At 72.1% G+C, this 23,117-nt stretch carries 18 protein-coding genes; 9 read left to right on the top strand and 9 right to left on the bottom strand.

Translation table 11 applies throughout. The features are described from left to right. Window positions 1–69: 69 nt before the first annotated feature. Entirely contained in the window at window positions 70–1,425 is a 1,356-nt protein-coding gene (locus AC060L_RS31015; protein WP_483802285.1) for a cation:proton antiporter domain-containing protein, read from the bottom strand. Between the two features lie 182 nt (window positions 1,426–1,607). Here AC060L_RS31015 and AC060L_RS31010 point away from each other — a divergent pair, with 182 nt between their 5' ends. From AC060L_RS31010 to AC060L_RS30985, 6 genes are all read left to right on the top strand, one after another. Continuing rightward, on the top strand, window positions 1,608–7,070 hold the full coding sequence (locus AC060L_RS31010) for a type I polyketide synthase (protein WP_483802284.1): 5,463 nt from the start codon (window positions 1,608–1,610) through the stop codon (window positions 7,068–7,070). Between the two features lie 78 nt (window positions 7,071–7,148). After that, entirely contained in the window at window positions 7,149–7,697 is a 549-nt protein-coding gene (locus AC060L_RS31005) for a hypothetical protein (RefSeq protein ID WP_483802283.1), read from the top strand. A gap of 303 nt (window positions 7,698–8,000) precedes the next feature. Continuing rightward, a complete protein-coding gene (locus AC060L_RS31000) occupies window positions 8,001–9,668 on the top strand; it encodes an NAD(P)/FAD-dependent oxidoreductase (RefSeq protein WP_483802282.1) in 1,668 nt (555 codons plus the stop codon). Between the two features lie 14 nt (window positions 9,669–9,682). Continuing rightward, complete coding sequence (locus AC060L_RS30995; RefSeq protein ID WP_483802281.1) at window positions 9,683–11,377, top strand: NAD(P)/FAD-dependent oxidoreductase; 1,695 nt, start codon at window positions 9,683–9,685, stop codon at window positions 11,375–11,377. A 152-nt stretch (window positions 11,378–11,529) separates the two neighbouring features. Continuing rightward, window positions 11,530–11,760, top strand: a complete 231-nt coding sequence (locus AC060L_RS30990) for an acyl-CoA carboxylase subunit epsilon (RefSeq protein ID WP_483802280.1) — start codon at window positions 11,530–11,532, stop codon at window positions 11,758–11,760. Window positions 11,761–11,942: 182 nt separating this feature from the next. Beyond that, a complete protein-coding gene (locus tag AC060L_RS30985; protein ID WP_483802279.1) occupies window positions 11,943–12,563 on the top strand; it encodes a TetR/AcrR family transcriptional regulator in 621 nt (206 codons plus the stop codon). A 175-nt stretch (window positions 12,564–12,738) separates the two neighbouring features. Here the strand turns inward: AC060L_RS30985 and AC060L_RS30980 are convergent, their stop codons facing one another. Next, window positions 12,739–13,374, bottom strand: a complete 636-nt coding sequence (locus tag AC060L_RS30980; RefSeq protein WP_483802278.1) for a TetR/AcrR family transcriptional regulator — start codon at window positions 13,372–13,374, stop codon at window positions 12,739–12,741. Between the two features lie 374 nt (window positions 13,375–13,748). Here AC060L_RS30980 and AC060L_RS30975 point away from each other — a divergent pair, with 374 nt between their 5' ends. Together AC060L_RS30975 and AC060L_RS30970 are read left to right on the top strand one after the other, a co-directional pair. Then, entirely contained in the window at window positions 13,749–14,780 is a 1,032-nt protein-coding gene (locus tag AC060L_RS30975; protein ID WP_483802295.1) for a right-handed parallel beta-helix repeat-containing protein, read from the top strand. A gap of 42 nt (window positions 14,781–14,822) precedes the next feature. Further along, window positions 14,823–15,887, top strand: coding sequence for a methyltransferase (locus AC060L_RS30970; RefSeq protein WP_483802277.1), 1,065 nt, complete (start codon window positions 14,823–14,825; stop codon window positions 15,885–15,887). A gap of 88 nt (window positions 15,888–15,975) precedes the next feature. On the opposite strand, the gene AC060L_RS30965 is transcribed toward AC060L_RS30970, so the two are convergent. The 7 genes from AC060L_RS30965 to AC060L_RS30935 all read right to left on the bottom strand — a co-directional run bounded on the left by AC060L_RS30965 (window position 15,976) and on the right by AC060L_RS30935 (window position 21,332). Next, window positions 15,976–16,299 carry a TcmI family type II polyketide cyclase gene (locus AC060L_RS30965; protein ID WP_483802276.1) on the bottom strand — a complete coding sequence of 108 codons (324 nt, stop codon included), beginning with the start codon at window positions 16,297–16,299 and terminating at the stop codon, window positions 15,976–15,978. Window positions 16,300–16,310: 11 nt separating this feature from the next. Further along, window positions 16,311–16,778: an SRPBCC family protein gene (locus AC060L_RS30960; protein ID WP_483802275.1), complete on the bottom strand. Its 468-nt coding sequence runs from the start codon at window positions 16,776–16,778 to the stop codon at window positions 16,311–16,313. A 1-nt stretch (window position 16,779) separates the two neighbouring features. Then, window positions 16,780–17,037: an acyl carrier protein gene (locus tag AC060L_RS30955; protein ID WP_483802274.1), complete on the bottom strand. Its 258-nt coding sequence runs from the start codon at window positions 17,035–17,037 to the stop codon at window positions 16,780–16,782. A 32-nt stretch (window positions 17,038–17,069) separates the two neighbouring features. Further along, window positions 17,070–18,326 (bottom strand): beta-ketoacyl synthase N-terminal-like domain-containing protein, encoded by a 1,257-nt coding sequence (locus AC060L_RS30950; RefSeq protein ID WP_483802273.1) that lies wholly within the window; start codon window positions 18,324–18,326, stop codon window positions 17,070–17,072. Next, on the bottom strand, window positions 18,323–19,594 hold the full coding sequence (locus tag AC060L_RS30945; RefSeq protein WP_483802272.1) for a beta-ketoacyl-[acyl-carrier-protein] synthase family protein: 1,272 nt from the start codon (window positions 19,592–19,594) through the stop codon (window positions 18,323–18,325). Before AC060L_RS30945 ends, AC060L_RS30950 begins: the two co-directional genes overlap by 4 nt. Then, window positions 19,591–19,995: a cupin domain-containing protein gene (locus AC060L_RS30940; protein WP_483802271.1), complete on the bottom strand. Its 405-nt coding sequence runs from the start codon at window positions 19,993–19,995 to the stop codon at window positions 19,591–19,593. Before AC060L_RS30940 ends, AC060L_RS30945 begins: the two co-directional genes overlap by 4 nt. Before the next feature lie 101 nt (window positions 19,996–20,096). Beyond that, window positions 20,097–21,332 (bottom strand): SchA/CurD-like domain-containing protein, encoded by a 1,236-nt coding sequence (locus tag AC060L_RS30935; protein WP_483802270.1) that lies wholly within the window; start codon window positions 21,330–21,332, stop codon window positions 20,097–20,099. Window positions 21,333–21,445: 113 nt separating this feature from the next. Here AC060L_RS30935 and AC060L_RS30930 point away from each other — a divergent pair, with 113 nt between their 5' ends. Next, the gene (locus tag AC060L_RS30930) at window positions 21,446–23,080 is read left to right on the top strand and encodes an FAD-dependent oxidoreductase (protein WP_483802269.1); all 1,635 of its coding nucleotides are present in this window, start codon (window positions 21,446–21,448) and stop codon (window positions 23,078–23,080) included. Window positions 23,081–23,117 lie beyond the last annotated feature (37 nt).

Below are 23,117 nucleotides of genomic sequence, written 5' to 3'. Positions count from 1 at the left end.
ACGCCGAGGCCCGGCTGCGAGTCCTCCTCGCAGCCGGGCCCCGGCGTTCTCAGCGGTGCGCCGTCCGGATCAGCCCTGTTGCTGCTGTCCGGAGCCCGCGACGACGAGCGTGCGGGCCGGCTCCCCGTCGGCCGACTCGTCCTCGTCCGCCGCCGCGAGCTCCTCGGCCTCGGCCAGCTCGTCGGCCGGCGACCTTGGCACCAGGAACGGCAGTACCGGACCGGCCATCGCGGTCGTGATGAGCGCGACCAGGACCATCACCGTGAACAGCCTGGTGTCCAGGATGTGCAGGCTCAGCCCCACGTTCAGGATGATCAGTTCGGTCAGCCCACGGGTGTTCATCAGCATCCCGACGCCGAACGACTCGCGCCACGCCATCCCGCTCCAGCGGGCCGGCAGGGTGGCCCCGACGATCTTGCCGATGGTGGCCACCGCGAGCAGCAGCCCCAGGTCCGCCCAGTCGCTGCCACGCAGTGCACCGATGTTCACCGACAGGCCGGTGACCACGAAGTACATCGGCAGCAGCAGCCGGCCGGCGTGCTGGAACGGCTGGAGCATCTGCTTCTCCAGCTGCTTGCGCGGCTGACGCGGCATCACCAGACCGAAGGCGAAGGCGCCGAAGATCGGGTGGATGCCGATCTGCGCGGTGGCGTACGAGGAGAAGAAGAGCCCCGCCGCGACGATGATGGCCAGGTACGGCGTGAAGCCGCGGCTGAGCATCCGGGGTGTGGCCTTGCGCACCAGCGGGCGGACCACCAGCGCCATCACCAGGATGTAGCAGGCCGACCAGCCGATCGTCCGCAGGCCGCCGCCACCGCCATCCGCGCTGGCCAGGCCGATCACCACGGCGAGCAGGCACCAGGCGATCACGTCACCGAGTGCTGCACTGGCCAGCGAGAGCTGACCGGCCCGGCTGCGCCCGATCCGGCTGTCGGTCAGGATCCGGGCGAGCACCGGGAACGCGGTCACCGACATCGTGATGCCGAGGTAGACGGCGAAGACCAGGAAGTCCACGTGGTGCCCGGCGACCGTCTTGTGCTGCTGGTAGCAGAGGACGGCCGCCCCCAGGCCGAGGACGAACGGCAGTGACATGCTGCCGAGCGACACTCCGGCGACCGACTTGCGGGAGTTCCGCAGATTCCCTGGCTCGATCTCCCATCCCAGGGTGAACATGAAGAGCAGTAGCCCGACCTGGGCGATGGCCGAGAGCAGTGGCCTGGCGTCCAGCGGGAACAACCGGGTGGTCAGGTGCCCGGGCAGCAGCCCGAGCAGACTGGGGCCGAGCGCGATGCCGGCCAGGATCTCGCCGATGACGGCGGGTTGCCGGGCGAATCGGGATACCCGCAGCATCGCGGTGCCGGCGATCAGGACGACGGCGATGTCCACCAGCACGGTGGTTTGGATCATGTCTGCGTGACTTGCCATCACACGCTCCATAACTCATCGGGTGTAGATGGAAAAGCTGCTTGAGTTTGGCATCGGCATGCTGGGCAAGCAAGTCGCAATATGGCCTTGTGTCAGCGAATCGTTGACAGCCAAGTCATCCTCTGTAGCATCATAAGAAGTCATCAACTGAAGAGTCATTTGGCGCTGGAGGTCCCCGACCAATGGCAACTGAACGCGACAATGCCGACAACCCGACGAAGAACGGCGCCGGGGACGACCGGCGCAGGCTGCTGGAAGCCGTCCGGATGATCGAACGGCTGAAAAAGGCGGTGAAGGACGGTGAGGCCAAGACGGTTCCGGACGAGCCGGTGGCCATCATCGGCCTCGGCTGCCGGATGCCCGGCGGGGTCGACGACCCCGAGTCGTTCTGGCGCATGCTGCAGGACGGCGTGGACGCCACCAGCGAGTTCCCGGCCGACCGGGCCGACCCGGCGCCCTTCTACGACCCCGACCCGGAGACTCCGGGCAAGGCGTATGTGATCCGTGGCGGCTTCCTCGACGAGGTGGACCGGTTCGACCCCGCCGTCTTCGGCATCTCGCCGCGCGAGGCGATCGGCATGGACCCCCAGCAGCGGCTGACCCTGGAGGTCGCCTGGGAGGCGCTGGAGCGGGCCGGCTACGCACCCGACAGCCTGGAGGGCAGCCAGACCGGCGTCTTCCTCGGCGTCAGCACCACCGACTACGTCAGGATGCGCCAGGAGATCGGTGACATCGACGACGTGGACGCCTACCAACTGGTCGGCGAACCCAGCTTCATGGCGGGCCGGATCTCCTACACGCTCGGCCTGATGGGCCCGAGCCAGGTCGTCGACACCGCCTGCTCCTCCTCCCTGGTCGCGCTGCACGACGCCTGCCAGGCGCTGCGCCTGGGCGAGTGCGACATGGCGCTGGCCGGTGGCGTCAACATGATGCTCCAGCCGTACGGCTTCGTGCTGATGAGCAAGTTCCGCGCGCTCGCGCCCGACGGCCGCTGCAAGACCTTCGACGCCTCCGCCGACGGCTACGCCCGCGGTGAGGGCGCCGGCATCGTGGTGCTCAAGCGGCTCTCCGACGCCGTCGCGGCGGGTGACAACATCATCGCCGTGGTCCGCGGCACGGCCGTCAACCACGACGGCCGCAGCAGCGGCATGACCGTGCCGAACCCGGCCGCCCAGCAGGCGGTGGTCCGCACCGCGCTCGCGCAGTCCGGGCTGGAGCCGGCCGACATCGGCTACGTCGAGGCGCACGGCACCGGCACCTCGCTCGGCGACCCGATCGAGCTGCGCGCGCTGGAGGCGGTGATCGGCCGCCATCACGAGGCCGAACACCCGCTGCTGGTCGGCTCGGTGAAGACCAACATCGGCCACCTGGAGTCGGCGGCCGGCGTGGCCGGCCTGCTCAAGCTGGTGCTCTCGATCCAGCACGGCGAGATCCCGCCGCACCTCAACTTCTCGGTGCCGAACCCGAACGTCGACTGGGACCGGCTGAACATCGAGGTCGCCACCGGCAACCGGCCCTGGCCCGAGGGCGGCAAGCTGCGGGCCGGTGCGGTCAGCAGCTTCGGCGCCAGCGGCACCAACGCCAACGCGGTGATCGCCGAGCCGCCGGCCGCCGCACTCGCGGCCGCCGCGCACAACCGGCGGTGGAACGTGCTGACGCTCTCGGCCCGCAGCGAGGTCTCGCTGCGCGAGCTCGCCACCCGTTATGTCAGGCAGCTGACCGACCAGCCGGACACCCCGCTGGCCGACGCCGCCTACACCACCCAGGTCGGCCGCAGCCGGCTCACCCACGGCCTCGCCGTGGCCGGCGACTCGCTCGACGTCGTGGTCGAGGGCCTGACCGCGTTCACCCGCGGCGAGCGCAGCGACGCGTACGTCACCCAGACCCTCGCCCCGCACCGGCAGCGCAAACTCGCCTGGCTCTTCACCGGCCAGGGCTCGCAGTACCCGGGGATGGCCCGCGGGCTCCGCGACGAACCGGCCTTCCGGGAGGCGTTCGAGGAGGTCACCGCGCTGCTCGACCCGCTGCTGGACCGGCCGATCGCCGAGGTGATCGACCTGCCCGGCGACCAGGACTCGCCACTGCACCTGACCGGCTACACCCAGCCGGCGCTCTTCGCGGTCGAGTACGCGCTGGCCCGGATGTGGCTCTCCTGGGGCGTGCGCCCGGCCGCCGTGATGGGCCACAGCGTCGGCGAGATCGTCGCGGCGACCGTCGCCGGCGCGCTGAGCCTGGCCGACGCCGTCAAGCTGGTCGCGGCCCGCGGCCGGCTGATGCAGGCGCTGCCGCCGGGCGGCGTGATGGCGACCGTGGTCTGCGACGAGGCCCGCGCGCTCGCCGCGATCGCCGACCACCCCGGCACGGTGTCGATCGCCGCCGTCAACGGGCCGGCGGACACCGTCATCTCGGGCACCGCCGAGCACGTCGCCGAGGTCACCGCGAAGCTGGCGGCCGCCGGCGTCAAGAACCGGCTGCTCCAGGTCTCGCACGCGTTCCACTCGCCGCTGATGGCCCCGATGCTGGACGAACTGCGCGCGGTGGCCGCCACCCTGGAGTACAAGCCGGCGCAGATCCCGATCGTCTCCAACGTCACCGGCAAGCTGCTGGCGCCCGGCGAGCTCGGCCCGGACTACTGGGTGCGGCACGCGGCCCAGGCGGTCCGGTTCCAGGACGGCGTGCGCACGCTGCACGAGGACGGCTTCCGGACCTTCCTGGAGCTCGGCCCGCAGCCGGTGCTCTCCGGCCTGGGCGCGCGCGGCATCGACGACCCGAGCTGCAGCTGGACACCGTCGCTGCGACGCGGTCATGAGGACCACCAGCGGGTGATGGCCGCCGTCGGCGCGCTGCACCTGCGCGGCGTGACCGTCGACTGGGCTGCCTTCCACAACGGCGAGCCGATCCGCCGGGTGCCGCTGCCGGCCTACGCCTGGGACGGCGAGCGCTACTGGTTCCCGGAGGCGACGCACCAGCGCGGCGCCCAGACGGCCCTGGTGGCCGGCGAGGCGGTCGAGGGCGTCGGCGAGCGGGTGACCGGCACGCCGGGGACCTACCGGATCGCGCTGGACGACAAGCGGTGGACCCGCGAGGCGCACCAGGTGGGTGAGCGCTCCTTCGTCGCGCTCGGCTCGCTGATCGACGTCGCGCTGCTCGCCGCGACCGACGGTCTCGGCGGGGCCTGGGGCACCGTGCAGCAGGTGGTCGCCGGTGAGCCACTGGCGACGGCCGGCGAACCGCGCCGCCTCCAGCTGACGCTGACCGCCGACGACGACCGGACCGAGGCGCGGTTCGAGTTCCGCAGCACCTCCGCGGCCGAGGAGGCCTCGGCGGCGCCGTGGCGGCTGCACGCCGCCGGTGTGCTGCGCCGGCGCCCCGCGCTGCGCACGGCGGACGCTGTACTGGGCGAGGAGGGCGACTACACCGGGCGCGGGCTCGACTGGCAGAGCGTCGAGCTCTCACCAGCGCTCGCCGAGGTGCTGGTCCGCGCGGCCCGCGGTGAGCGCGGCACGCTGCTGGAGCTGTCCGGCGGCGCCGGGCAGGGCCGGGCCGAGCTGCTGGCGGCCGCGGCCGCCGCGCTGAGCTGGGCGGCCGAGCGGCCGGTCGGCGTCCCCGCCGAGCTCGTCGAGTTCCGCTGTGCCAAGCCGGAGCTGGTCCGCTATCTGCAGGCCGGTCCGGACGGTGTCGACTTCCTGGCCCTGGACCGCAGTTGGCTGGGCCACGCGACCGGCCTGCGGATCGCGCCCGACGAGACGGTCGGCGACACCCGCCAGCCCTGGCGCGACCCGCAGCAACTGCTACTGCGGATGGACTGGCTGCCGATCGAGGAGGCCGAGGAGGCCGCCGCGGCCGCCGAGGTCGACCGGCTGGTCGGCGGCACCGACTTCCTGCTGGTGGCGGACCAGGGCGGCGTCGCCGAGCGGCTCGCCGCCGAACTCGCCGAGCGCGGTGCCACGTACAAGCTCTGGCAGCCGCCGCAGGACGCGTTGCCCGCCGACCCGTCGAACGGCCCGTACGCCGAGCTGCTGGCCGGCGTGCTCGCCGACTGGCGCGAGGGCACCTCGAACCCCGGCCGGGTCGTGCTGCTGACCGGCCTGGACGCGCCGGCCGCCGGGCAGACCGACGCCGCCCGGCTGACCGAGTACCGCGACCGCGCGGAACTGCTCGCGGTCGGCCTGGTGCAGGCGATGATCGGCGAGCCGAGCTGCGCGGACGTCCGGCTCACGCTGCTCACCCGCGGCGCGATGCCGGCGGTGGACGGCCAGCAGGGCCACAGCGCCGTCGCGAACACGCTCTGGGGGATGGGCCGGGTCTTCGCGCTGGAACACCCCGAGCACTGGGGCGGCGCGGTGGACCTGGACCCGGACGCCGACGGTGACTCCCTCACGCTGCTGCTGACCGCGCTGGCCGGCACCGGCAACGAGGACCAGCAGGCGCTGCGCGCCGGTGGCCTGAGGGTGCCGCGGATCGTGCCGAGCCGGCCGGGCGCCGCCGAGCTGCGCCGGGAGGTGGCGGTCCACCCCGACGGCAGCTACCTGATCACCGGCGCCTTCGGCGGCATCGGCCTGACCATCGCCCACTGGCTCGCGCTGCGCGGGGCCGGCCGGCTGGTGCTGCTCGGCCGCACCCCGCTGCCCGACCGGTCCACCTGGCAGGACCTGAGCGCGCTGGGCGAGACCACCCGGGACCGGATCCGGGCCGTCCAGGAGCTGGAGGCGCTCGGCGCCGAGGTCGAGGTGGTCGCCGCCGACGTCGCCGACTTCGGCGCGATCGCCGGGCTGGTCGCCCGGCTCGCCGCGGACCCGCTGCCGCTGCGCGGTGTGGTGCACGCGGCGGGTGTCTCGCTGCCGCAGTTCGTCCGCGACGTCCGGCTGGAGGAGTACGACGCGGTCTGGCGCCCGAAGGTGCTCGGCGGCTGGGCGGTCCACGAGGCCACCCTCGACGTGCCGCTCGACTTCTTCCTCGGCTTCTCCTCGGTCGCGGCGACCTGGGGCTCCCAGCACCTGACCAGCTACTCGGCGGCGAACGCGTTCCTCGACGGGCTGGCCCACCAGCGCCGGGCGCTCGGCCTGCCGGCGCTGACCGTGGCCTGGGGCTCCTGGGAGCTGGCGTCCAGTCTGTTCGGCGACGACGTGGTCGAGTTCCTCACCGCCACCGGCCTGCGGCTGCTCTCCGCGCCGCAGTGCCTGCGGCTGATGAGCGCGCTGCTCGCGGGGGAGGAGACGGACCAGGTGGTCTGTGCGGCGGACTGGTCGATCTACAAGCCGATCATGGAGGCCCGGGCCGAGCGGCCGGTCTTCCGGCTCCTGGAGACCGGCTCCGACCAGGACGACGACGGCCTCGACGCGGCGATCCTGGTGGACCTGACGCAGGCCGCCGGCCACGACGAACAGATCGACCTGCTCCAGGTCTACCTGCGCGAGCAGCTCGCGCAGATCCTGCGGCTGCCGCTGTCCGAGCTGGCCGGCGAATTCCACCTGCTGGAGATGGGGCTGGACTCGCTGATGGTGATGGAGCTGGTCGGACGGTGCCGCAAGGACCTCCGGATTGAGCTCAAGAGCCATGAGTTCTTCGCCACCGATGCCAATGACTGGGCTGAGTTCCTGCTGGGACTTTTCCTAGTACGGCAAGGCGAGGGCAAAGCCTCGTAGCGCTCGGGGCTGGCCGGTAGGGTCCTGGCGACAGGCAACCGGCATTGGCGGGTGCACGGTTCAAAACGGGGGGAATGTGTGAACATTGTTCAGTTCAGCTGCGCGGAGGCGGCCACCCTCTTGTACGAGCCGGACGGGCTGCTGCTCCGAAGCTGTTTCCTGCCGATCGATCAAAATCATTCCCGGCACCTGCTCACATTCCAGCTGGGCTATCTGGGGCCGGGGGAGATCACCGTCGTCATCATGCTCGAAGGCGGTGCGATCGACGCGGGCGACGGCCGGCCCGAGACCTCGACGGTGACCCGGGCCCGGCTCTGGGGCACCGACATCGGCTCCGGCGAACTGGTCACGATGGCACCGCCGAGCCCGAGCGTCTCGCTCAGCTACGCCTCGGTGCCCGACGCCCAGGTGAGCTACCGGTACACGATCCTCGGCACCCGGTGTGCCGGGGACGGTACCCGGGGCGAGATCGTCACCGAGATCAGCGGCCGGGTACCGATGCTGGTCGCGACGACCTCGGCCGACGTCACCCGGCGCCCGCTGCCGGGCAACATGGCGAGCGAGTGCGTGGAGGACCTGCCGGGCTCCTCCGACCAGTACTGCGAGAAGCCCGGCAAGGGGGTCTGACCGGGAGCTGCGACCGACGACCGACAGGAGGCGGGGGCCCACCTCCCCAGGCACCCCGCGCGGAAAAGGCGATGGCGGTGATCTTCGGATCACCGCCATCGCCTTTTCCGCAATGCCCTTGCGGTGGACGCTCATTCGACGCGTTCATGCCGGGCACTTTCGGATGTGCGGTCCGGTTCGGCCGCCGGGGGCCGCAGCCGTTGACAGCCAAATCATCGCTTGTAGTATTCATCAAGTGTGGAGCATGCGCCGCCTCGCGTCGTCGAATCCACGTCAACAGCCAACGATTAGGGTGGTGAGGGCATGACCCAGCTCCACAAGATGTCGCAGGGAACGGAGAAGTACGACGTCGCGATCCTCGGTGCGGGCATCGCCGGCTCGATGCTGGCCACGGTGCTCGCGCGCAACGGGGTCCGCGTCCTCCTGGTGGATGCCGCCAGTCATCCGAGATTCGCGATCGGTGAATCGACGGTGCCACAGACCTCCTCCATCGTCCGGATCATCTCCGAGCGCTACCAGGTGCCGGAGATCGCGCACCTGGCCAGCTTCCAGGGGATCCGGGACAACGTCTCGCGCAGCTGCGGCCTGAAGCAGAACTTCGGCTTCGTCTACCACCGCGAGGGCCAGCGGCAGAACCCCGCCGAGATCAACCAGTTCGTGATCCCGAAGCTGCTGCGCACCGAGACCCACCTGTTCCGCCAGGACACCGACACGTACATGTACAACCTGGCGATCAAGTACGGCGCCGACGGCCGCTCGCCGGTGCGGATCGCGGACATCGACATCACCGAGGACGGCGTCGTCCTGGAGTCGGAGCAGGGCGAGGTCTTCCGGGCCGAGTACATCGTGGACGCCGGCGGGTTCCGCTCCCCGCTCGCCGACAAGCTGAGCCTGCGCGAGAACCCGAGCCGCGCGCGCACCCACACCCGCACGCTCTTCACCCACATGACCGGCGTGCGCCCGTTCGACCAGACGCCCGCGGCGGCCGGCCACAACCAGCCCAGCCCGTGGCACAACGGCACGCTGCACCACGTCTTCGACGGCGGCTGGATGTGGGTGATCCCGTTCGACAACCACGCCAAGTCCTTCAACCCGCTGGTCAGCGTCGGCCTGACGCTGGACCCGCGGATGCACCCGAAGGACGACTCCGTCTCGCCGCAGCAGGAGTTCGACAACTTCCTGGAGCGGTTCCCGGAGCTCAAGCCGCAGTTCAAGGACGCCAAGCCGGTCCGGCCGTGGACCTCCACCGGCCGCCTGCAGTACTCGTCCAAGCAGCTGGTCGGCGACCGCTTCTGCCTCACCTCGCACGCGGCCGGCTTCATCGACGCGCTCTACTCGCGCGGCCTGAACAACTCCTTCGAGGTGGTCAACGCGCTGGCCTGGCGCCTGATCGCGGCGGCCCGCTCGGGCGACTGGTCGATGGAGAACTTCCAGTTCGTCGAGGACCTCCAGCAGGGCCTCTACGACTACCACGACGACATCGTCTTCAGCTCGTTCGTGGGCTTCCGCGACTACGACCTGTGGAACGCGGTCTACCGGGTCTGGGGCATCGGCAGCATCCTGGGGGCGATGCGGCTGGAGAACGCCTACTTCGCGTTCCTGCGCAACCGGGACGACAACGTCTTCCGGGACCTGGAGAAGAACGACAACCCCGGCAACCCGTGCCCGATCAGCGACGGTTACCTCAACCTCACCGCGAACACCCGGGACCTGTGCGTCCAGGTCGAGGCGGGCACGCTCAGCGCCGCCGCCGCGACCAACCGGATCGTCGCGATGCTCCAGCAGGCCGACTACTCGCCGCCGTCCTTCGGGCTGACCGACCCGAACGAGAAGTTCTTCCACGCGACGCCGCCGAAGATGATGCGGGCCGGCAAGTGGTCGCACACCGATGCGCAGCCCGAGGTCGGCGCGATGGTCCGCGGTGCGCTCGGCGGCTTCGTCAAGCACCGGCTGCACAGCATCAAGGGCTGAGACACGGACGGGACATGACGATGCATCAGACAGAACCGCTGTCGCCGGTGGACACCCCGTTCGCGGACCCGGCGGAGAAGTACGACGTCGCGGTCCTGGGCAGCCACCTCGCGTCCTGCCTGCTCGCCGCGATCCTGGCCAGGCACGGCGTCCGGGTGCTGCTGCTCGACGCGGCGGACGGGCCCGAGCAGGTGGCCGGCGAGACCACCGTGCCCTACACGGCCGAGGTGTTCTTCACGCTGGCCCGCCGGTTCGACCTGCCGGAGCTCGCGGCCTTCGGCCTCACCAGCGAGCTGCCGGAGAAACTGCGCCGCACCAGCGGCGTCAAGCGCAGCCTCGGCTTCCTGTACCACCAGCCGGGCCGGGAGCAGAGCCCGCGCAACGCGCTGCAGTTCAACGTGCCGGGCGAGCACTCCGAGTGGCACCCGTACCGCCCGGACGTGGACGAGTTCACCCGGGAGCTCGCGGTGGAGCGCGGCGCCAAGGTGGTCCGCTACCGGCCCACCGTGGCGGAGGTCGAACTCGGCGAGGCCGGCGCGACCGTCCGGCTCTCGGACGGCACCGCGTACCGGGCCCGCTACGTGGTGGACTCGCTCGGCCCGAACTCGCCGCTGCTGCGCCGGGTCGGCGAGGCCGCCGAGGGCGCAGGGCTGCGCCACCGCTCCCGGGTGATCGCCACCCACCTGCGCGGCGTCACCCCGTTCGAGGACTGCGTCGACCAGAGCAGCTACCCGAGCGCGACGCCGTGGTCCTGGGGCACGATCAGCCACCTGTTCCCGGGCGGCTGGCTCCAGGTCGCGCACTTCGACAACCACGAGGGCGCCGGCAACCCGCTCTGCGGGGTGGCGCTGAGCGTCGATGCCGACCGGTTCCCCGACCTGCCGGCCGACCCCGAGCTCGCGTTCCGCGCGGTGGTGGAGCGGTTCCCGAGCCTGAAGCGCTGCTTCGCCCGGGCGATCGCGGCCAAGCCCTGGTCCAGCGAGAAGGTCTGGCAGTTCACCGCCGCCGAGACGGTGCTGCCGCGGGCGTTCCTGCTGGAGCGCAGCTCGGGCCGCAACGACCTCTTCCTCTCCCGGGACGTCACGGTCGCGGCCGAGGTGGTGAACGCGCTGGCTCCGGCGCTGATCCGGGCGGCCAGGACCGACGACTGGTCGGTGCGGCGGTTCGAGCCCGTCGCGCGGCTCCAGACGGAGCTGGCGGCGCTCAACGACCGGTTCTTCGTGGCGGCGCGGACGGCCACGAACGACTTCCACCTCTTCAACGCGCTCTCCCGGGTCTGGCTGCTCTGGTCGATCGTGGCCGCGCTGATGCTCAAGTCCGTGCGGAACGACAGCCTGCGCAGCGGGGACTGGAGCGGCGTCAACCGGCTCGACGACGGCCCGTACTGGTTCAAGCTGCCGGCCGGGCTGCCGGAACTGCTCGACGAGACCTTCGAGCTGATCGGGCAGGTCGACCAGGACGTGCTGCTGCCGCGAACGGCGGCGGACCGGATCTTCGCGCTGCTGGACCGGGGCGCGTTCGTGCCACCGCTCTACAAGTTCGCCGATCCGGACGACCGGTACTACCACTTCACCGCCGCCAAGCGCCTGCGGATGCTGGCCTGGAGCAAGACGGCGGCGCCGCCGGAGTTCCGCAAGATGTTCACCAGGGAGAACCTGACCAGCATCAAGCCCTCGGCGGTCGAGGCGGCCCGCAGGACCGCCGGCTGAGCCACCGCTGAGCCATCGCTGGGTCACCGCCGATCGAGCCCCGGCCGCCCGTCGGCCACTGCCCGCGGCCCGGACGCAACCCGTCCGGCCCCGGGTCGTGGCCGGCGGCTCCGCGGCACCGGGGTCCTTCGTAGGACTGGAGGTCGTGCGCCATGTCAGCTGACATCGAGAGATCCGACGGGCCGGCCGAGGAGGGCGCCGCCGCGCGGATCCGGGTGGTCAGAGGCGTCCTCACCGACGACGAACTCGCCGCACTGGTCGTCGTGCTGGGCCTGGTCACCGCCCGTCCCGCCTGCTGCGCCGAACCGGAGAGCCCACACTGGAGCAGACTGGAGCGACTCCCGTACTACCGCTCGCCGGTCAGTTGGCGGTCCGCCGCCTGACGGCCGCTCCGTTCGCAGCCGCCCGCCCGCCGTCGACCCGACGCACACCGTCCGGTCGGCGGCCGGGCTGTGGGTGAGCGGGGGGTGGACTACGGGTGGAGGCGCCGCTGACCCGGCAGCACCGGCGCGGTAGCATACGGGCACGGTCGCATACGTACACGGCCGAGGGAGGTTGGGGCCTGGTGGACGCCGAGGAAGGCGCGGAAGGCACCGCGTGGCGCAAGCGGACCGGCCGGCGGGTCGGCCCGACGGTGAGCGACCACGTGATCCTGCAAGCGGCTCGCCAGGAGTTCGCCGCCCAGGGCTTCGGGGGCACCACGACCCGGGCGATCGCGAAGGCCGCTGACGTCGACGTGGCGCTGATCCACCACTTCTACCTGACCAAGGCGGGTGTCTTCGCCGCCGTCATCCAGGACGCCTTCGCGGTGCCCGACCTGCTCCCGATCGTGCTGGAGGGTGCGGCGGACCGCACCGGTGAGCGGCTGGTCCGGGCGTTCGTCACGCACTGGGCGAAGCCCGAGGTCCGGCCGCAGGTCACCGCCGTGCTGCGGTCGGTCAGCGCGTCCGACGGCGCGGCCAACGCGCTGCGCGGCTTCCTCGCCGAGGAGACGCTGCTGCCGGTGACCACCGCGCTCGGCCGCAAGCGGCCCGAGCTGCGTGCGGCGCTGGTCGGCACCCAGCTGATCGGGCTGGCCCTGATGCGCGACGTGGTCGGCTCGCAGAGCCTCTCCACGCTCCGCAGCGAGCAGCTGGTCTTCAGCGTCGCCGACGTCTGCCAGCGCTACCTGCTCGGCCGGCTCTGACGGCTCTGCGCTCCGGCTCCCGTCACCGCCAGGCACGCCTGCCGACGCCGAACCGCCCCTGACGACAGAGTCGTCAGGGGCGGTTCGGCTGTCGCCTGCGTCGCTCCCGGATTCATCAACGGACGAAGTCATCAGCTGACGAGGGGCAAGGCCGCGGCGCCCGGCGGGCGACCGCTCAGCGGCTGCGGGATCCGACCGTCTCGGCGGCCAGTGGCTCCATGAGGTAGCGCTGCACCGTCCGGCCGATGATCCGGGAGAGCTCCTGCTGCTCGGCGTCGGCGATCGCCGGCGCCGCCACCAGGTAGCGGGTCATCGCCAGCGACATCATCTGGGAGGCGACCAGGTCCGCGCGCAGCTCGTGGTGGTCCGGACTGACCTCCTCGGTCACCGAGCGCAGGATCGCGGAGACGAACTGGTCCTGCACCATCTCGGCGACCTCGACGCTGGTCAGCAGCGCGGAGAGGCGGGCCAGCGAGTTCGCGGAGGTGCTGGGCGCCTCCCAGACCTCGATCAGCGCGCCGACCAGCCGCTGCCCGACCGTGCTCGTCGGGCCGGCCAGCACCCGCCGGACCACCGCCTGCGGATCGACCGGCGCCGAGACGGCCGCGATCAGCAGGTTCTCCTTGGATCCGAAGTAGTGCCGGATCAGGCTCGGGTCCACGGTGGCCTCGCGCGCGATGCTGCGCAGGCTGACGCTGTTGTAGCCGTGCTCGGTGATCGCGCGCTGGGCAGACTCCATGAGCAGCTGCCGGGTCGGCGAAGTGGCGATCACGTCGCCGCCCTCGTGCTTGGAAGTGTCGTTCTGTCCCATGTGACCTCGGCTCGGTCGTTTCCCGTCCCCGGAGTTGGGCATCGTTCATCCCCGTCCGTAGAGCTGATCGGGGGATGAGGTCAATGCCTGATGAAATAGTAGCCGACAGCCGGGCCTCGCAACGTGAGGTTGGTTCAATATTTCAAATATTCCCGGTTAGATAAAAGATCACCACAGCTATCCGGATACGTCCGTTCCGGCGATGCCCTGCGTTACTCTCCGATGGCGGACGGTGACCACCCCGATTAGCGTTGGGACTCATGTCCGTACGAATCTCCGCGCGAAACCCCGCCGCCCCCGCCGACCAGGTCCCGGCCGCCGCCGGGCCGTCCCACAAGCTCGCCGCGACCGCCGCGGCGAGCGCCGCCGCCGCGATGCTTCTCGGCCTCGTCGCCGCCACGCCCGCCCGGGCCGCCACCGTGCACCTGGTGCGGCCGGGCGAGTCGATCCAGCAGGCCGTCGACCGGGCGGCCCCCGGCGACACGATCATGATCGCCCCCGGCACGTACCACGGCAGCGTCCAGATCGCCGTGCCGGGCCTGACCCTGCGCGGCACCGGCCGGCAGACCGTGATCACCCGTCAGGCCGATGCCGGCGTGAATAGTTCCACTGGCACCGCGGCCGGGTGCGCCGCGGCCGGTCACGGCATCTGCGTCACCGGGACGGCCGGCAACCGGCTCGCCGGGGTGCGGATCGAGTCGCTCACCGTCTCCGGCTTCCCGCACAACGGGATCTCGGCCTCGGAAACCGACCGGCTGACCGTCCGTGAGGTGCTCGCCGAGCAGAACGGCGAGGAGGGGATCAGCCAGGAGAAGTCGATCCGCGGCCGCTTCGAGCACAACGATTCCCGGCACAACGGCGAGGCCGGCCTCTTCCTCGCCAACATCGCCGACGGCAAGGGCGGCGCGATCGACACCGAGGGCACGCTGATCACCGGCAACCGCCTGACCGACAACCGGATGGGCCTGGTGATCCGCCGGCTGCGCGACCTGACGGCCGAGCACAACACGATCGGCGGCAACTGCGCCGGCGTCTTCGTGGTGGGCGACGACGGCCGCCCCCGGGCCGGCGACCTGGCGGTCCGCTTCAACCAGGTGACGGCGAACAACGCGTACTGCCCCGCCACCGACAAGCTGCCGTTCCTGCAGGGCGTCGGGATCGTGCTGACCGGCGTCGAGCAGACCCGGGTGACGCACAACCGGGTGACCGGCAACACCGGCACGTCGCCGATGTCCGGCGGCATCGTGCTGTTCCGCAGCTTCGTCGGCGGACCGAGCACGGAGAACACCATCAGCGACAACACGGTGACCCGCAACGGGCCCGCGGACCTCGCGGACCGCGACACCGGGAGCAACACCTTCGCCGGCAACCACTGCGGGCTCTCCGAGCCGGCAGGCCGGTGCTGACCACCAGCCTTGACGTCCCAGACTCGACCCGAGGAGCGCTGGATGACCACCGTTCAGACCGAAAACCAGCTCGGCGATCCGCCGGATGGTCCACAGGCGGCCATCCGGCTGCGTGAAGTCGTCTTCGGTGCCGCCTGCGCCGCCGCCGTCCGGGCGGCGGCGCGGCTGCGCATCGCCGACGTGCTCGGCGAGACGCCCACCGGGCTCGACGAGCTGGCCGACCTGCTCGGCACCGAGCAGCAGCCGCTCAGCCGGCTGCTGCGCGCGCTGTCCTGCTACGGCATCTTCGCCGAGACCCCGGATGGCCGGTACGCGCACACCGCGATGTCCCGGCTGCTGCGCGAGGACGCGCCCGGCAGCCTGCGGTACATCGCGCTCTGGTGCACCGAGCCGTGGACCTGGGAGGCCTGGCCGCGCCTCGACGACGCCGTCCGCTCCGGCAAGCACGTCTTCGCCGACCTCTACGGCAAGGACTTCTTCACCTACCTGCACGCCGACGCGGGGGATTCCGCCCGGGTCTTCGACCAGGCGATGACCCATTCGAGCCGTCAGTCGGCCGAGGACATCGCCGAGTTCCTCGACCTCACCGGGATCGACTCGGTGGCGGACATCGGCGGTGGCCAGGGGCACGTGCTGGCCAGCCTGCTGGAGAAGCACCCGGCGCTGACCGGCGTGCTGCTGGACCTGCCCAAGGTGGTCGCCAACGCCGACCCCCGGCTGCGCGAGGGCGGCGCGTTCGCCGACCGGGTCACGCTGGTGCCGGGCGACTGCCGGGAGGCGATCCCGGTGCGGGCCGATATGTACATCATCAAGAACATCCTGGAGTGGGACGACGAGAGCACCCGTCGCACGCTCTCCAACGTGGTCGCCGCGGCCCGCCCCGGTGCCCGGGTGCTGGTGATCGAGAACCTGGTGGACGACAGCCCGTCGATGCGCTTCACCACCGCGATGGACCTGCTGCTGCTGCTCAACGTCGGCGGCGCGAAGCACTCCAAGGACAGCCTGACCGGCCTGATGGCCGAGGCGGGTCTGACCCTGACCGGCGTCGAGTCGGTCAACTCCTACCTGCACGCCTTCGACAGCACGGTCAAGCCGGTCGCCGGCTGACCGCCGAGCGGCCAGGGACCAGCGCAAAGGAGGAGCGGGGCCGCCACCACGGCCCCGCTCCTCCTTTGCGCTGGTCCTCTGGCCGGCCCTAGTCGCGCTGCCAGCGGTAGAACTCGCGCGCCATCGCGTCCTTGGGCTCGCGCCAGGTCGCCGGGTCGTAGGCCTGCACGAAGGCCGCGAGCCGGTCGCTGATGTCGCGGAACTGCGGGTGGTCCTTCATCTTGGCAACCTCGGGGCCGGGCGGCCGCTCGGCCTCGATCAGGTGCAGGTAGAGGTCGCCGAACTGGAACAGGCTGCGGCCGGTCACCCCGATCAGGCCGGGCAGTTCGCCGCGGTCGGAGTCGGCGAAGGTCTCGGCGATCAGCGGCGCCGCGTCCGGCTTCATCCGGGCGACGATCAGCGAACGGTGCATGGGGACTCCCTTCAGCGGGACAGCCCGCGCTCGTGCGCGTGCTGCTCGACCTTGTCGCGGATCAGTGCCATCTGGATCTTGGAGTTGCGGTTGATGTGCTCGGTCATCCCGGCGTCGTCGACCGGCGCGGTGGGCTTCATCGCGAAGTCCTGCACCCAGCGCATCTCGGTGCCGTCCTCGACCTCGCGGTACTCCCAGCGGATCTCCATCCGCTCGAACGGCCCGGTCTCCACCCGGCGGGCGAGGACGGTGTGGGTGCGGCGGTCCGGCTCGCGCTCGGAGACCCAGCTCCACACCCGCCCCTCCTCGTCCGGGTGCATGGTCAGGCGGAACGTGGTCTTCTCGCCCTGCCGGTCCAGCACCTCGACGCTGGCGTACTCGCTGAAGAGCTGCGGCCAGTTCTCCAGGTCGTTGGTCAGGTCCCAGGTGAGGTCGATCGGCGCGGCGATCAGGATGCTGTTCTCGGTGTGTCCGGCCATCTCAGGCTCCCGTGTTGAGTTGGGCGTTGACCAGGGTGAGGAACTCGGCCGGCGTCTTGCAGTGCTCCGGCTCGTTGTCGATCGAGTGGCCGTAGCGGTTCTCCAGCTCCGAGACGATGCCGAGCAGGCCCAGCGAGTCGAGGCCGTACTGCTCGAACGGGTCGTCGGGTGCGTCCTCCAGCTGCTGCGGCAGGACCGCCAGGCCGGCGCGCGACTTCATCAGCATGGCGAGCTCTTCGAGGGTCACAGGACCGTTCATCTGCGGGTCTCCTTGGAGGGGGTGGGTGGTCATCACAGCCGGTCCTCGCCGGCGCGGCGGAGCACCAGCGCCGAGTTGCAGCCCATCAGGCCGCGGCTCAGCACCAGCGCGGTGCGCAGCGGGACCTTGCGGGCCTGGCCGGTGACCAGGTCCAGGTCGTGGCGGACTTCGGAGATGTTCGGCGTGGGCGGCACCACACCGTGCTCCAGCGCGAGCATCGCGATCGCGACGTCCAGCGCCGAGGCGGCGGAGTAGGCGCGGCCGAAGCCGGTCTTCGGCGCGGTGACCGGCACGGTCGCGGCCCGCCGGCCGAGCGCGTCGGAGAGCGCGAGCACCTCGGCCCGGTCCGCCGCCGGCACGCCGAGCGCGTCCGCGAGGACCACGTCCACCTCGTCCGGCGGGCAGTCGGCCTCGGCCAGCGCGCCCTGGATCGCCCGGGCCAGGCCGTGCCGGGAGTTCTCCCAGCCGGCCGTCCCGGTGAAGGTCGAGCAGTGGCCGGCGACCACCGCCCGGACCAGCGCGCCGCGCCGGCGCGCCGCCGCCTCCTCCTCGACCACGAACATCGCGCCGCCCTCGGCCGGCACGAAGCCGCAGGCGTCCTCGGTGAACGGCAGGTAGGCCCGGCGCGGGTCGGTGGCCAGGCTGAGCTCCGGGTAGCCGAGCTGGCAGACCACCGAGTACGGCGCCAGCGGCGCCTCGGTCGCGCCGGCGATCACCACGTCGGTGCCGCGCCGGATCGTCCGGCAGGCCTGGCCGAAGACGTCGAGCCCACCGGCCTCGTCGTTCGCGAGCACTCCGCACGGCCCGCGGAACCCGCCGCGGATCGAGATCTGGCCGGTGCTGGCGGCGTAGAACCAGGCGATCGACTGGTACGGCCCGACGAAGTGCGGCCCCCGGCCCCAGAGTTGCTGGAGCTCGCCCTGGCCGAACTCGCCGCCGCCGGAGCCCGCCGCGGTCACCACGCCGACGCCGAACCGGTCCTGCTGCTCGGCGTTCAGGTGCGCGTCGGCCAGCGCGAGTTCGGCGGCGGCCATGGCGAAGTGGGTGAACCGGTCGGTCTGCACCAGGAACCGGTCCTCGATCACGTCGCCGGCCTCGAAGCCGTGCACCTCGCCGGCCACCTTCAGCGGCAGGTGGGTGCAGCCGTCCCGGGTGACCGGGCCGAGCACGCTCTGGCCCTGGTGCACGGCCTTCCAGAACCGCCCGGTGCCGACCCCGTTCGGGGCGACCACGCCCAGACCGGTCACCACCGGTTGGCGGCCCGTGCGTTCGGTCTTGCGACGGCTCATCCCGATCTCCCGTCAGCGCTGGCGAGGACGACCGCGGACTGGAAGCCGCCGAAGCCGCTGCCTACCGAGAGCACGGTGCGCAGCGCGGCCGCGGCGCGCGCGGTGCGCGGCACGTAGTCCAGGTCGCACTCCGGGTCCGGGGTCTGGTAGTTCGCGGTCGGCGGCACCACCTTGTTGGCGAGCGCGAGCGCGCAGGCCGCCAGCTCGATCGCGCCGATCGCGCCCAGCGAGTGGCCGACCATCGACTTGATCGAGCTCATCGGGACGGCGTACGCGTGGGCGCCGAGCGAGCGCTTGACGGCCGCGGTCTCGTGCCGGTCGTTCTGCTTGGTGCCCGAGCCGTGCGCGTTCACGTAGTCCACGTCGGTCGGGTTGAGCCGGGCCTGGGCGAGCGCCCGGTCGATCGCCTCGGACATCTCGCGGCCCTCGGTGGTCAGCCCGGTCATGTGGTAGGCGTTGCCGAAGGTCGCGAAACCGCGGATCTCGCAGTAGATCCGGGCGCCGCGGGCCCTGGCGTGCTCCAGCTCCTCCAGCACCAGCACGGCGGCGCCCTCGCCGAGCACGAAGCCGTCCCGCTCCGCGTCGAACGGCCGGGAGGCGTGCTCCGGGTCGTCGTTGCGGGTCGAGGTGGCCTTGATCGCGTCGAAGCAGGCGACCGTGATCGGTGAGATCGGCGAGTCGGCCGCGCCGGCCACGATCACGTCGGCCCGGCCCTCCTCGATCAGGTGGAAGGCGTGCCCGACCGCGTCCAGGCCCGAGGTGCAGCCGGTCGAGACGGTCTGCACCGGGCCCTGCGCACCGACCTGCTCGGCCACCTCGGAGGCCAGCGCGCTCGGCGAGAACGCCCGGTGCAGGTGCGGCCGGGCGGCCTGCGGATCGACGTCCCAGCGGGAGCCGCCGGCGCTGACCGCCACGTAGTCGTGCTCCAGCCGGGTGGTCCCGCCAACCGCGGAGCCGAGCGAGACGCCGACCCGCCAGGGGTCCAGCGCGGCCAGGTCGAGCCCGCAGTCGCGGACCGCCTCGCCCGCCGCGGCGAGCGCGAACTGCACGTAGCGGTCCGCGCGTTCGGTCTGCTCCGGGGCCAGCCCGCAGGCCAGCGCGTCGAAGTCGCACTCGGCGGCGATCCGGGAGCGGAAGCCCGCGGGGTCGAAGAGGGTGATACCGCGGGTGGCGGTGCGGCCGGCGGTCAGCATGTCCCAGAACGCCGGTACGCCTATCCCACCGGGTGCCACCACACCCAGCCCGGTGACGGCGACCCGGCGCATCATGCGGGCGCCCCGGTCTGGGTCTCCTCGGTGTCCACGTGGCCCAGCTCGGGGCGTGGCGCCAGCGGTCCGAGGTGGAAGACCATCCGGGCCTCCTGGCTGCCCACGTTGCGGAACCGGTGGCGCATCTCGCGCGGGATCATCAGCCCGTGGTCGGGCCGCAGCGCGTGGGTCACCCCGTCCAGGTCCACCTCCAGGTCGCCGCTGACGACGAAGACGAACTCCTCGGAGTACGGGTGGTAGTGCTCGCCGATCCGGTCGCCGGGCTGGATGATGGCGACCCCCATGAAGCCGCTGGTGGCCCCCACGGACGTCGGGGTGAGCATGGCGCGCAGGTCGCCGCCACGCCTGCGGTTGGGCGTGGTCTCGTCGAGGGGCACGATGCGTACGGACTGGGTGGTCATGGCTCGCTCTTTCTGCGGTGGCTTGCTGTGGTGGCTTGCTGCGGTGCGGCAGGGGACGGGTGCGGCGGGGGGAGGGCGGGCGGCGGGTGCGCCGGCCGGCCTCAGCCGGCCGGGGCGTGCCGGTCGGTGACGAGTTCCATCGCGCAGCTCTCCAGGAACCGGGCGATCTCGGACTCGGTCGCGAGCTGGAAGTCCTCGCCGAGGCGCAGGAACTGGCGCAGCGCCCAGGACTCCTGGCCCGGCCCGAAGCCGGCCGCCGCCGACGGCGCCGCGTGGTACGGCACCCGCAGGTCCACCAGGCGGACCAGCAGGCCCTCGCGCAGGAACATCGTGCTGCCGGCCAGCGGGTGCCCCGGGTCGCCGGCGGCGCGGGCGTCCTGCTCGGCGAGCAGGATCGCCACCGCCTCGCCGCAGCCCGGCCGCACCGGGTACTCGAAGGCGTGCCGGGTGGTGCCGGTCGTCTCGCCGGGCACGTGCTGCACTGCGGGCAGCGCCGCGCGGGCGAAGAACGCCCGCGCCGAGCGCGGGTCGGTCAGGTCGCGGGCCTCCTCCAGGTACGGGTTGACGGCCTCCTCGACCGCCCGCACCTCCGGCTGCTGCGCGACGTGCCGCAGTGCGTTGCCCAGGTCGCCACGCACCTCGACGGCCCGCACCACCCGGTTGCCGCGCATGAAGAGCGAGGTGCGCAGCAGGCGGGTGGTCCCGTCCACCTGCGCCTCGGGCGAGCGGTAGTCGGCCAGGATCCCGGCCACGGTCGACTCGCTGCCCGGCTCCACGGTGAACGTGATCGCGTGGTGCACGACGCCGCCGAATGCCAGCGGCGGGCTCGGCACCGGGTCGGTGGCCTCGGCCGGCCGCGAGGGCGCGGCCCGCTTCGACGGCTCGCCGCGGGTCGGGTCCGGTGTCTCGCGGGCGATCACGAAACGCAGCGAGTGGGTGTCGCTGACGCAGTCGTGCAGCGGCTCCACCATCTTGCGGTGGGCCGCGCTGTCCACCCAGGCCAGGAACGGCTCGGCGCTCTCCCACTCGCTGGTGATCAGCCACTGGGACGCGTTGCCGAGCGACTGGCAGAGCTGGTCACTGATGTGTCCTGGCACGCCGGCCACCTGGTGGCGGATCCGCTCGTAGGCGGCGAGGAAGTTCTGCTCGTGGCCGTCGTGGACGTCCAGCAGCAGGACGACGCGCAGCCGGGCCGGCTCGGTGGGGCGCATCGGGTGTCGTTCGGGTGCTTTCTCGGACGAGATCGTCACGGTGCTGGGTCCTCTCACAGCTGGCGCTTTCCCCCTGGTCGCATGCGATCGATGGTTACGCGCCGCAACGGCGCGCGCACGGCGCATGAGTCAGCCGGGTGAACCTCGCCCCAGAGGGCCGCTCTGCCGACGCTGGACGGGAATGAAGCTGAACCGGCGGCGGACCCGGCCCGCGGGTCACCGTGACCTGGAGAGTGCCGATGTCCCCGAAAGTCGACGACCACGTGCCCGTCCTGATCACCGGCGGCTCGCTGGTCGGGCTGTCCACCTCGCTCTTCCTCGGCCGCCTCGGCGTGCGGCACCTGCTGGTGGAGCGGCACGCGGCCACCTCGCACCACCCGCGCGGGCGCGGCAACAACGTGCGCACCATGGAGCTCTACCGCACCGCCGGAGTCGAGCAGGCGATCCGCGAGGCCGCCTCGGTGCTCGCCGACAACCACGGCATCCTGCAGGCCGGCTCGCTGACCGGGGACGACCAGGAGTGGCTGTTCCGGCAGATCGACCCGGGCGGCGCGCTGAACCGGCTCAGTCCGTCCGGCTGGTGCCTGTGCAGCCAGAACGACCTGGAGCCGGTGCTGCTGGGACAGGCCCGCGAGCTCGGCGGTGAGCTGCGGTTCGGCACCGAGCTGGTCTCCTTCGAACAGGACCCCGAGGGCGTCACCGCGATCCTGCGCGAGCGCGACGGCGGGCGGATCCGCACCGTGCGCGCCGACTACCTGGTCGCCGCCGACGGGCCGCGCAGCCCCGTGCGGGAGAGCCTGGGGATCGGCCGCAGCGGGCAGGGCGACCTGTTCCACAACGTCAGTATCACGTTCCGCGCGGACGAGCTGGCCGCGGTCGTCGGCGACCGCCGGTTCATCGTCTGCTACCTGACGAATCCGCAGGGCGGCGGCGCGCTGCTGCCGGTGGACAACGAGCGGGAGTGGGTCTTCCACGCGCCGTGGCACCCCGACCGCGGCGAGACGCTGGAGGACTTCACCGACGAGCGGTGCGCCGAGCTGATCCGGGCCGCGACCGGGGTGCCCGGCCTCGCGGTCGAGGTCACCGGCAAGGCGCCCTGGCACGCGGCCGAGCGGGTCGCCGAGCGGTACGGCCACGGCCGGGTCTTCCTGGCCGGCGATTCGGCGCACGAGATGTCCCCGACCGGCGCGTTCGGTTCGAACACCGGCATCCAGGACGCGCACAACCTGGCCTGGAAGCTCGCCGCGGTGCTGCGCGGCTGGGCCGGGCCCGCACTGCTGGAGACGTACGACGCCGAGCGCCGCCCGGTCGCGCTGGCCACCAGCGCGCGGGCCTCGGCGCGCTCCGCCGAGCACCGGCACCCCGGCTACGACGTCAGCCCGGGTGCCGGGCGGCAGGCGGGGATGCTGGCCGTGGTGCTCGGCTACCGGTACGCGTCCAGCGCCGTGCCCGGGGCGGCGGCCGGCGCCGGCGCGGACGTGCTGCCGATGGACTTCCGGCCGGTCGCCGTGCCGGGCGGCCGGGCACCGCACCTGTGGCTGAACCGCTCGGGGCGGCGGCTCTCCACGCTGGACCTCTACGAGGAGACGCCGGTGCTGCTCAGCGGGCCCGAGGACGGTGCCTGGCACGCGGCCGGCGAGCAGGTGGCCAAGCGGCTCGGCGTGCCGCTCAGCTGCCTGCGGGTCGGCGACGGCGCGGAGCACGACCTGGCGCCCGAGCCCGGCGCGGACTGGGCCGGCCTGCACGGCGTCGGCGCGGACGGCGCGGTGCTCGTGCGCCCCGACGGCTTCGTCGCGTGGCGCTCCGAGGGAGCGGGCGAGGCGTCGGAGCCGGTGCTGGCGGACGTGCTGGGCCGGATGCTCAGCCGCCCCTGAGCGCTTGAGCGGCTGAGCATCCGGCGTTCTCCCGGCC

This window comes from Kitasatospora sp. NEAU-69, from assembly GCF_057158765.1.
This window is presented reverse-complemented; position numbering and strand designations above follow the sequence as displayed.

What these genes read in the sequence shown, in the direction of transcription:
- AC060L_RS31015 (WP_483802285.1), bottom strand. Translation starts at nt 1,425, where the DNA reads ATGGCAAGTCACGCAGACATGATCCAAACCACCGTGCTGGTGGACATC.
- AC060L_RS30950 (WP_483802273.1), bottom strand. Translation starts at nt 18,326, where the DNA reads ATGAGCCGTCGCAAGACCGAACGCACGGGCCGCCAACCGGTGGTGACC.
- AC060L_RS30995 (WP_483802281.1), top strand. Translation starts at nt 9,683, where the DNA reads ATGACGATGCATCAGACAGAACCGCTGTCGCCGGTGGACACCCCGTTC.
- AC060L_RS31010 (WP_483802284.1), top strand. Translation starts at nt 1,608, where the DNA reads ATGGCAACTGAACGCGACAATGCCGACAACCCGACGAAGAACGGCGCC.
- AC060L_RS30980 (WP_483802278.1), bottom strand. Translation starts at nt 13,374, where the DNA reads ATGGGACAGAACGACACTTCCAAGCACGAGGGCGGCGACGTGATCGCC.
- AC060L_RS30930 (WP_483802269.1), top strand. Translation starts at nt 21,446, where the DNA reads ATGTCCCCGAAAGTCGACGACCACGTGCCCGTCCTGATCACCGGCGGC.
- AC060L_RS30945 (WP_483802272.1), bottom strand. Translation starts at nt 19,594, where the DNA reads ATGATGCGCCGGGTCGCCGTCACCGGGCTGGGTGTGGTGGCACCCGGT.
- AC060L_RS30940 (WP_483802271.1), bottom strand. Translation starts at nt 19,995, where the DNA reads ATGACCACCCAGTCCGTACGCATCGTGCCCCTCGACGAGACCACGCCC.
- AC060L_RS30990 (WP_483802280.1), top strand. Translation starts at nt 11,530, where the DNA reads ATGTCAGCTGACATCGAGAGATCCGACGGGCCGGCCGAGGAGGGCGCC.
- AC060L_RS30960 (WP_483802275.1), bottom strand. Translation starts at nt 16,778, where the DNA reads ATGGCCGGACACACCGAGAACAGCATCCTGATCGCCGCGCCGATCGAC.
- AC060L_RS30970 (WP_483802277.1), top strand. Translation starts at nt 14,823, where the DNA reads ATGACCACCGTTCAGACCGAAAACCAGCTCGGCGATCCGCCGGATGGT.
- AC060L_RS30935 (WP_483802270.1), bottom strand. Translation starts at nt 21,332, where the DNA reads ATGCGCCGTGCGCGCGCCGTTGCGGCGCGTAACCATCGATCGCATGCG.
- AC060L_RS30955 (WP_483802274.1), bottom strand. Translation starts at nt 17,037, where the DNA reads ATGAACGGTCCTGTGACCCTCGAAGAGCTCGCCATGCTGATGAAGTCG.
- AC060L_RS30975 (WP_483802295.1), top strand. Translation starts at nt 13,749, where the DNA reads ATGCTTCTCGGCCTCGTCGCCGCCACGCCCGCCCGGGCCGCCACCGTG.
- AC060L_RS31000 (WP_483802282.1), top strand. Translation starts at nt 8,001, where the DNA reads ATGACCCAGCTCCACAAGATGTCGCAGGGAACGGAGAAGTACGACGTC.
- AC060L_RS30965 (WP_483802276.1), bottom strand. Translation starts at nt 16,299, where the DNA reads ATGCACCGTTCGCTGATCGTCGCCCGGATGAAGCCGGACGCGGCGCCG.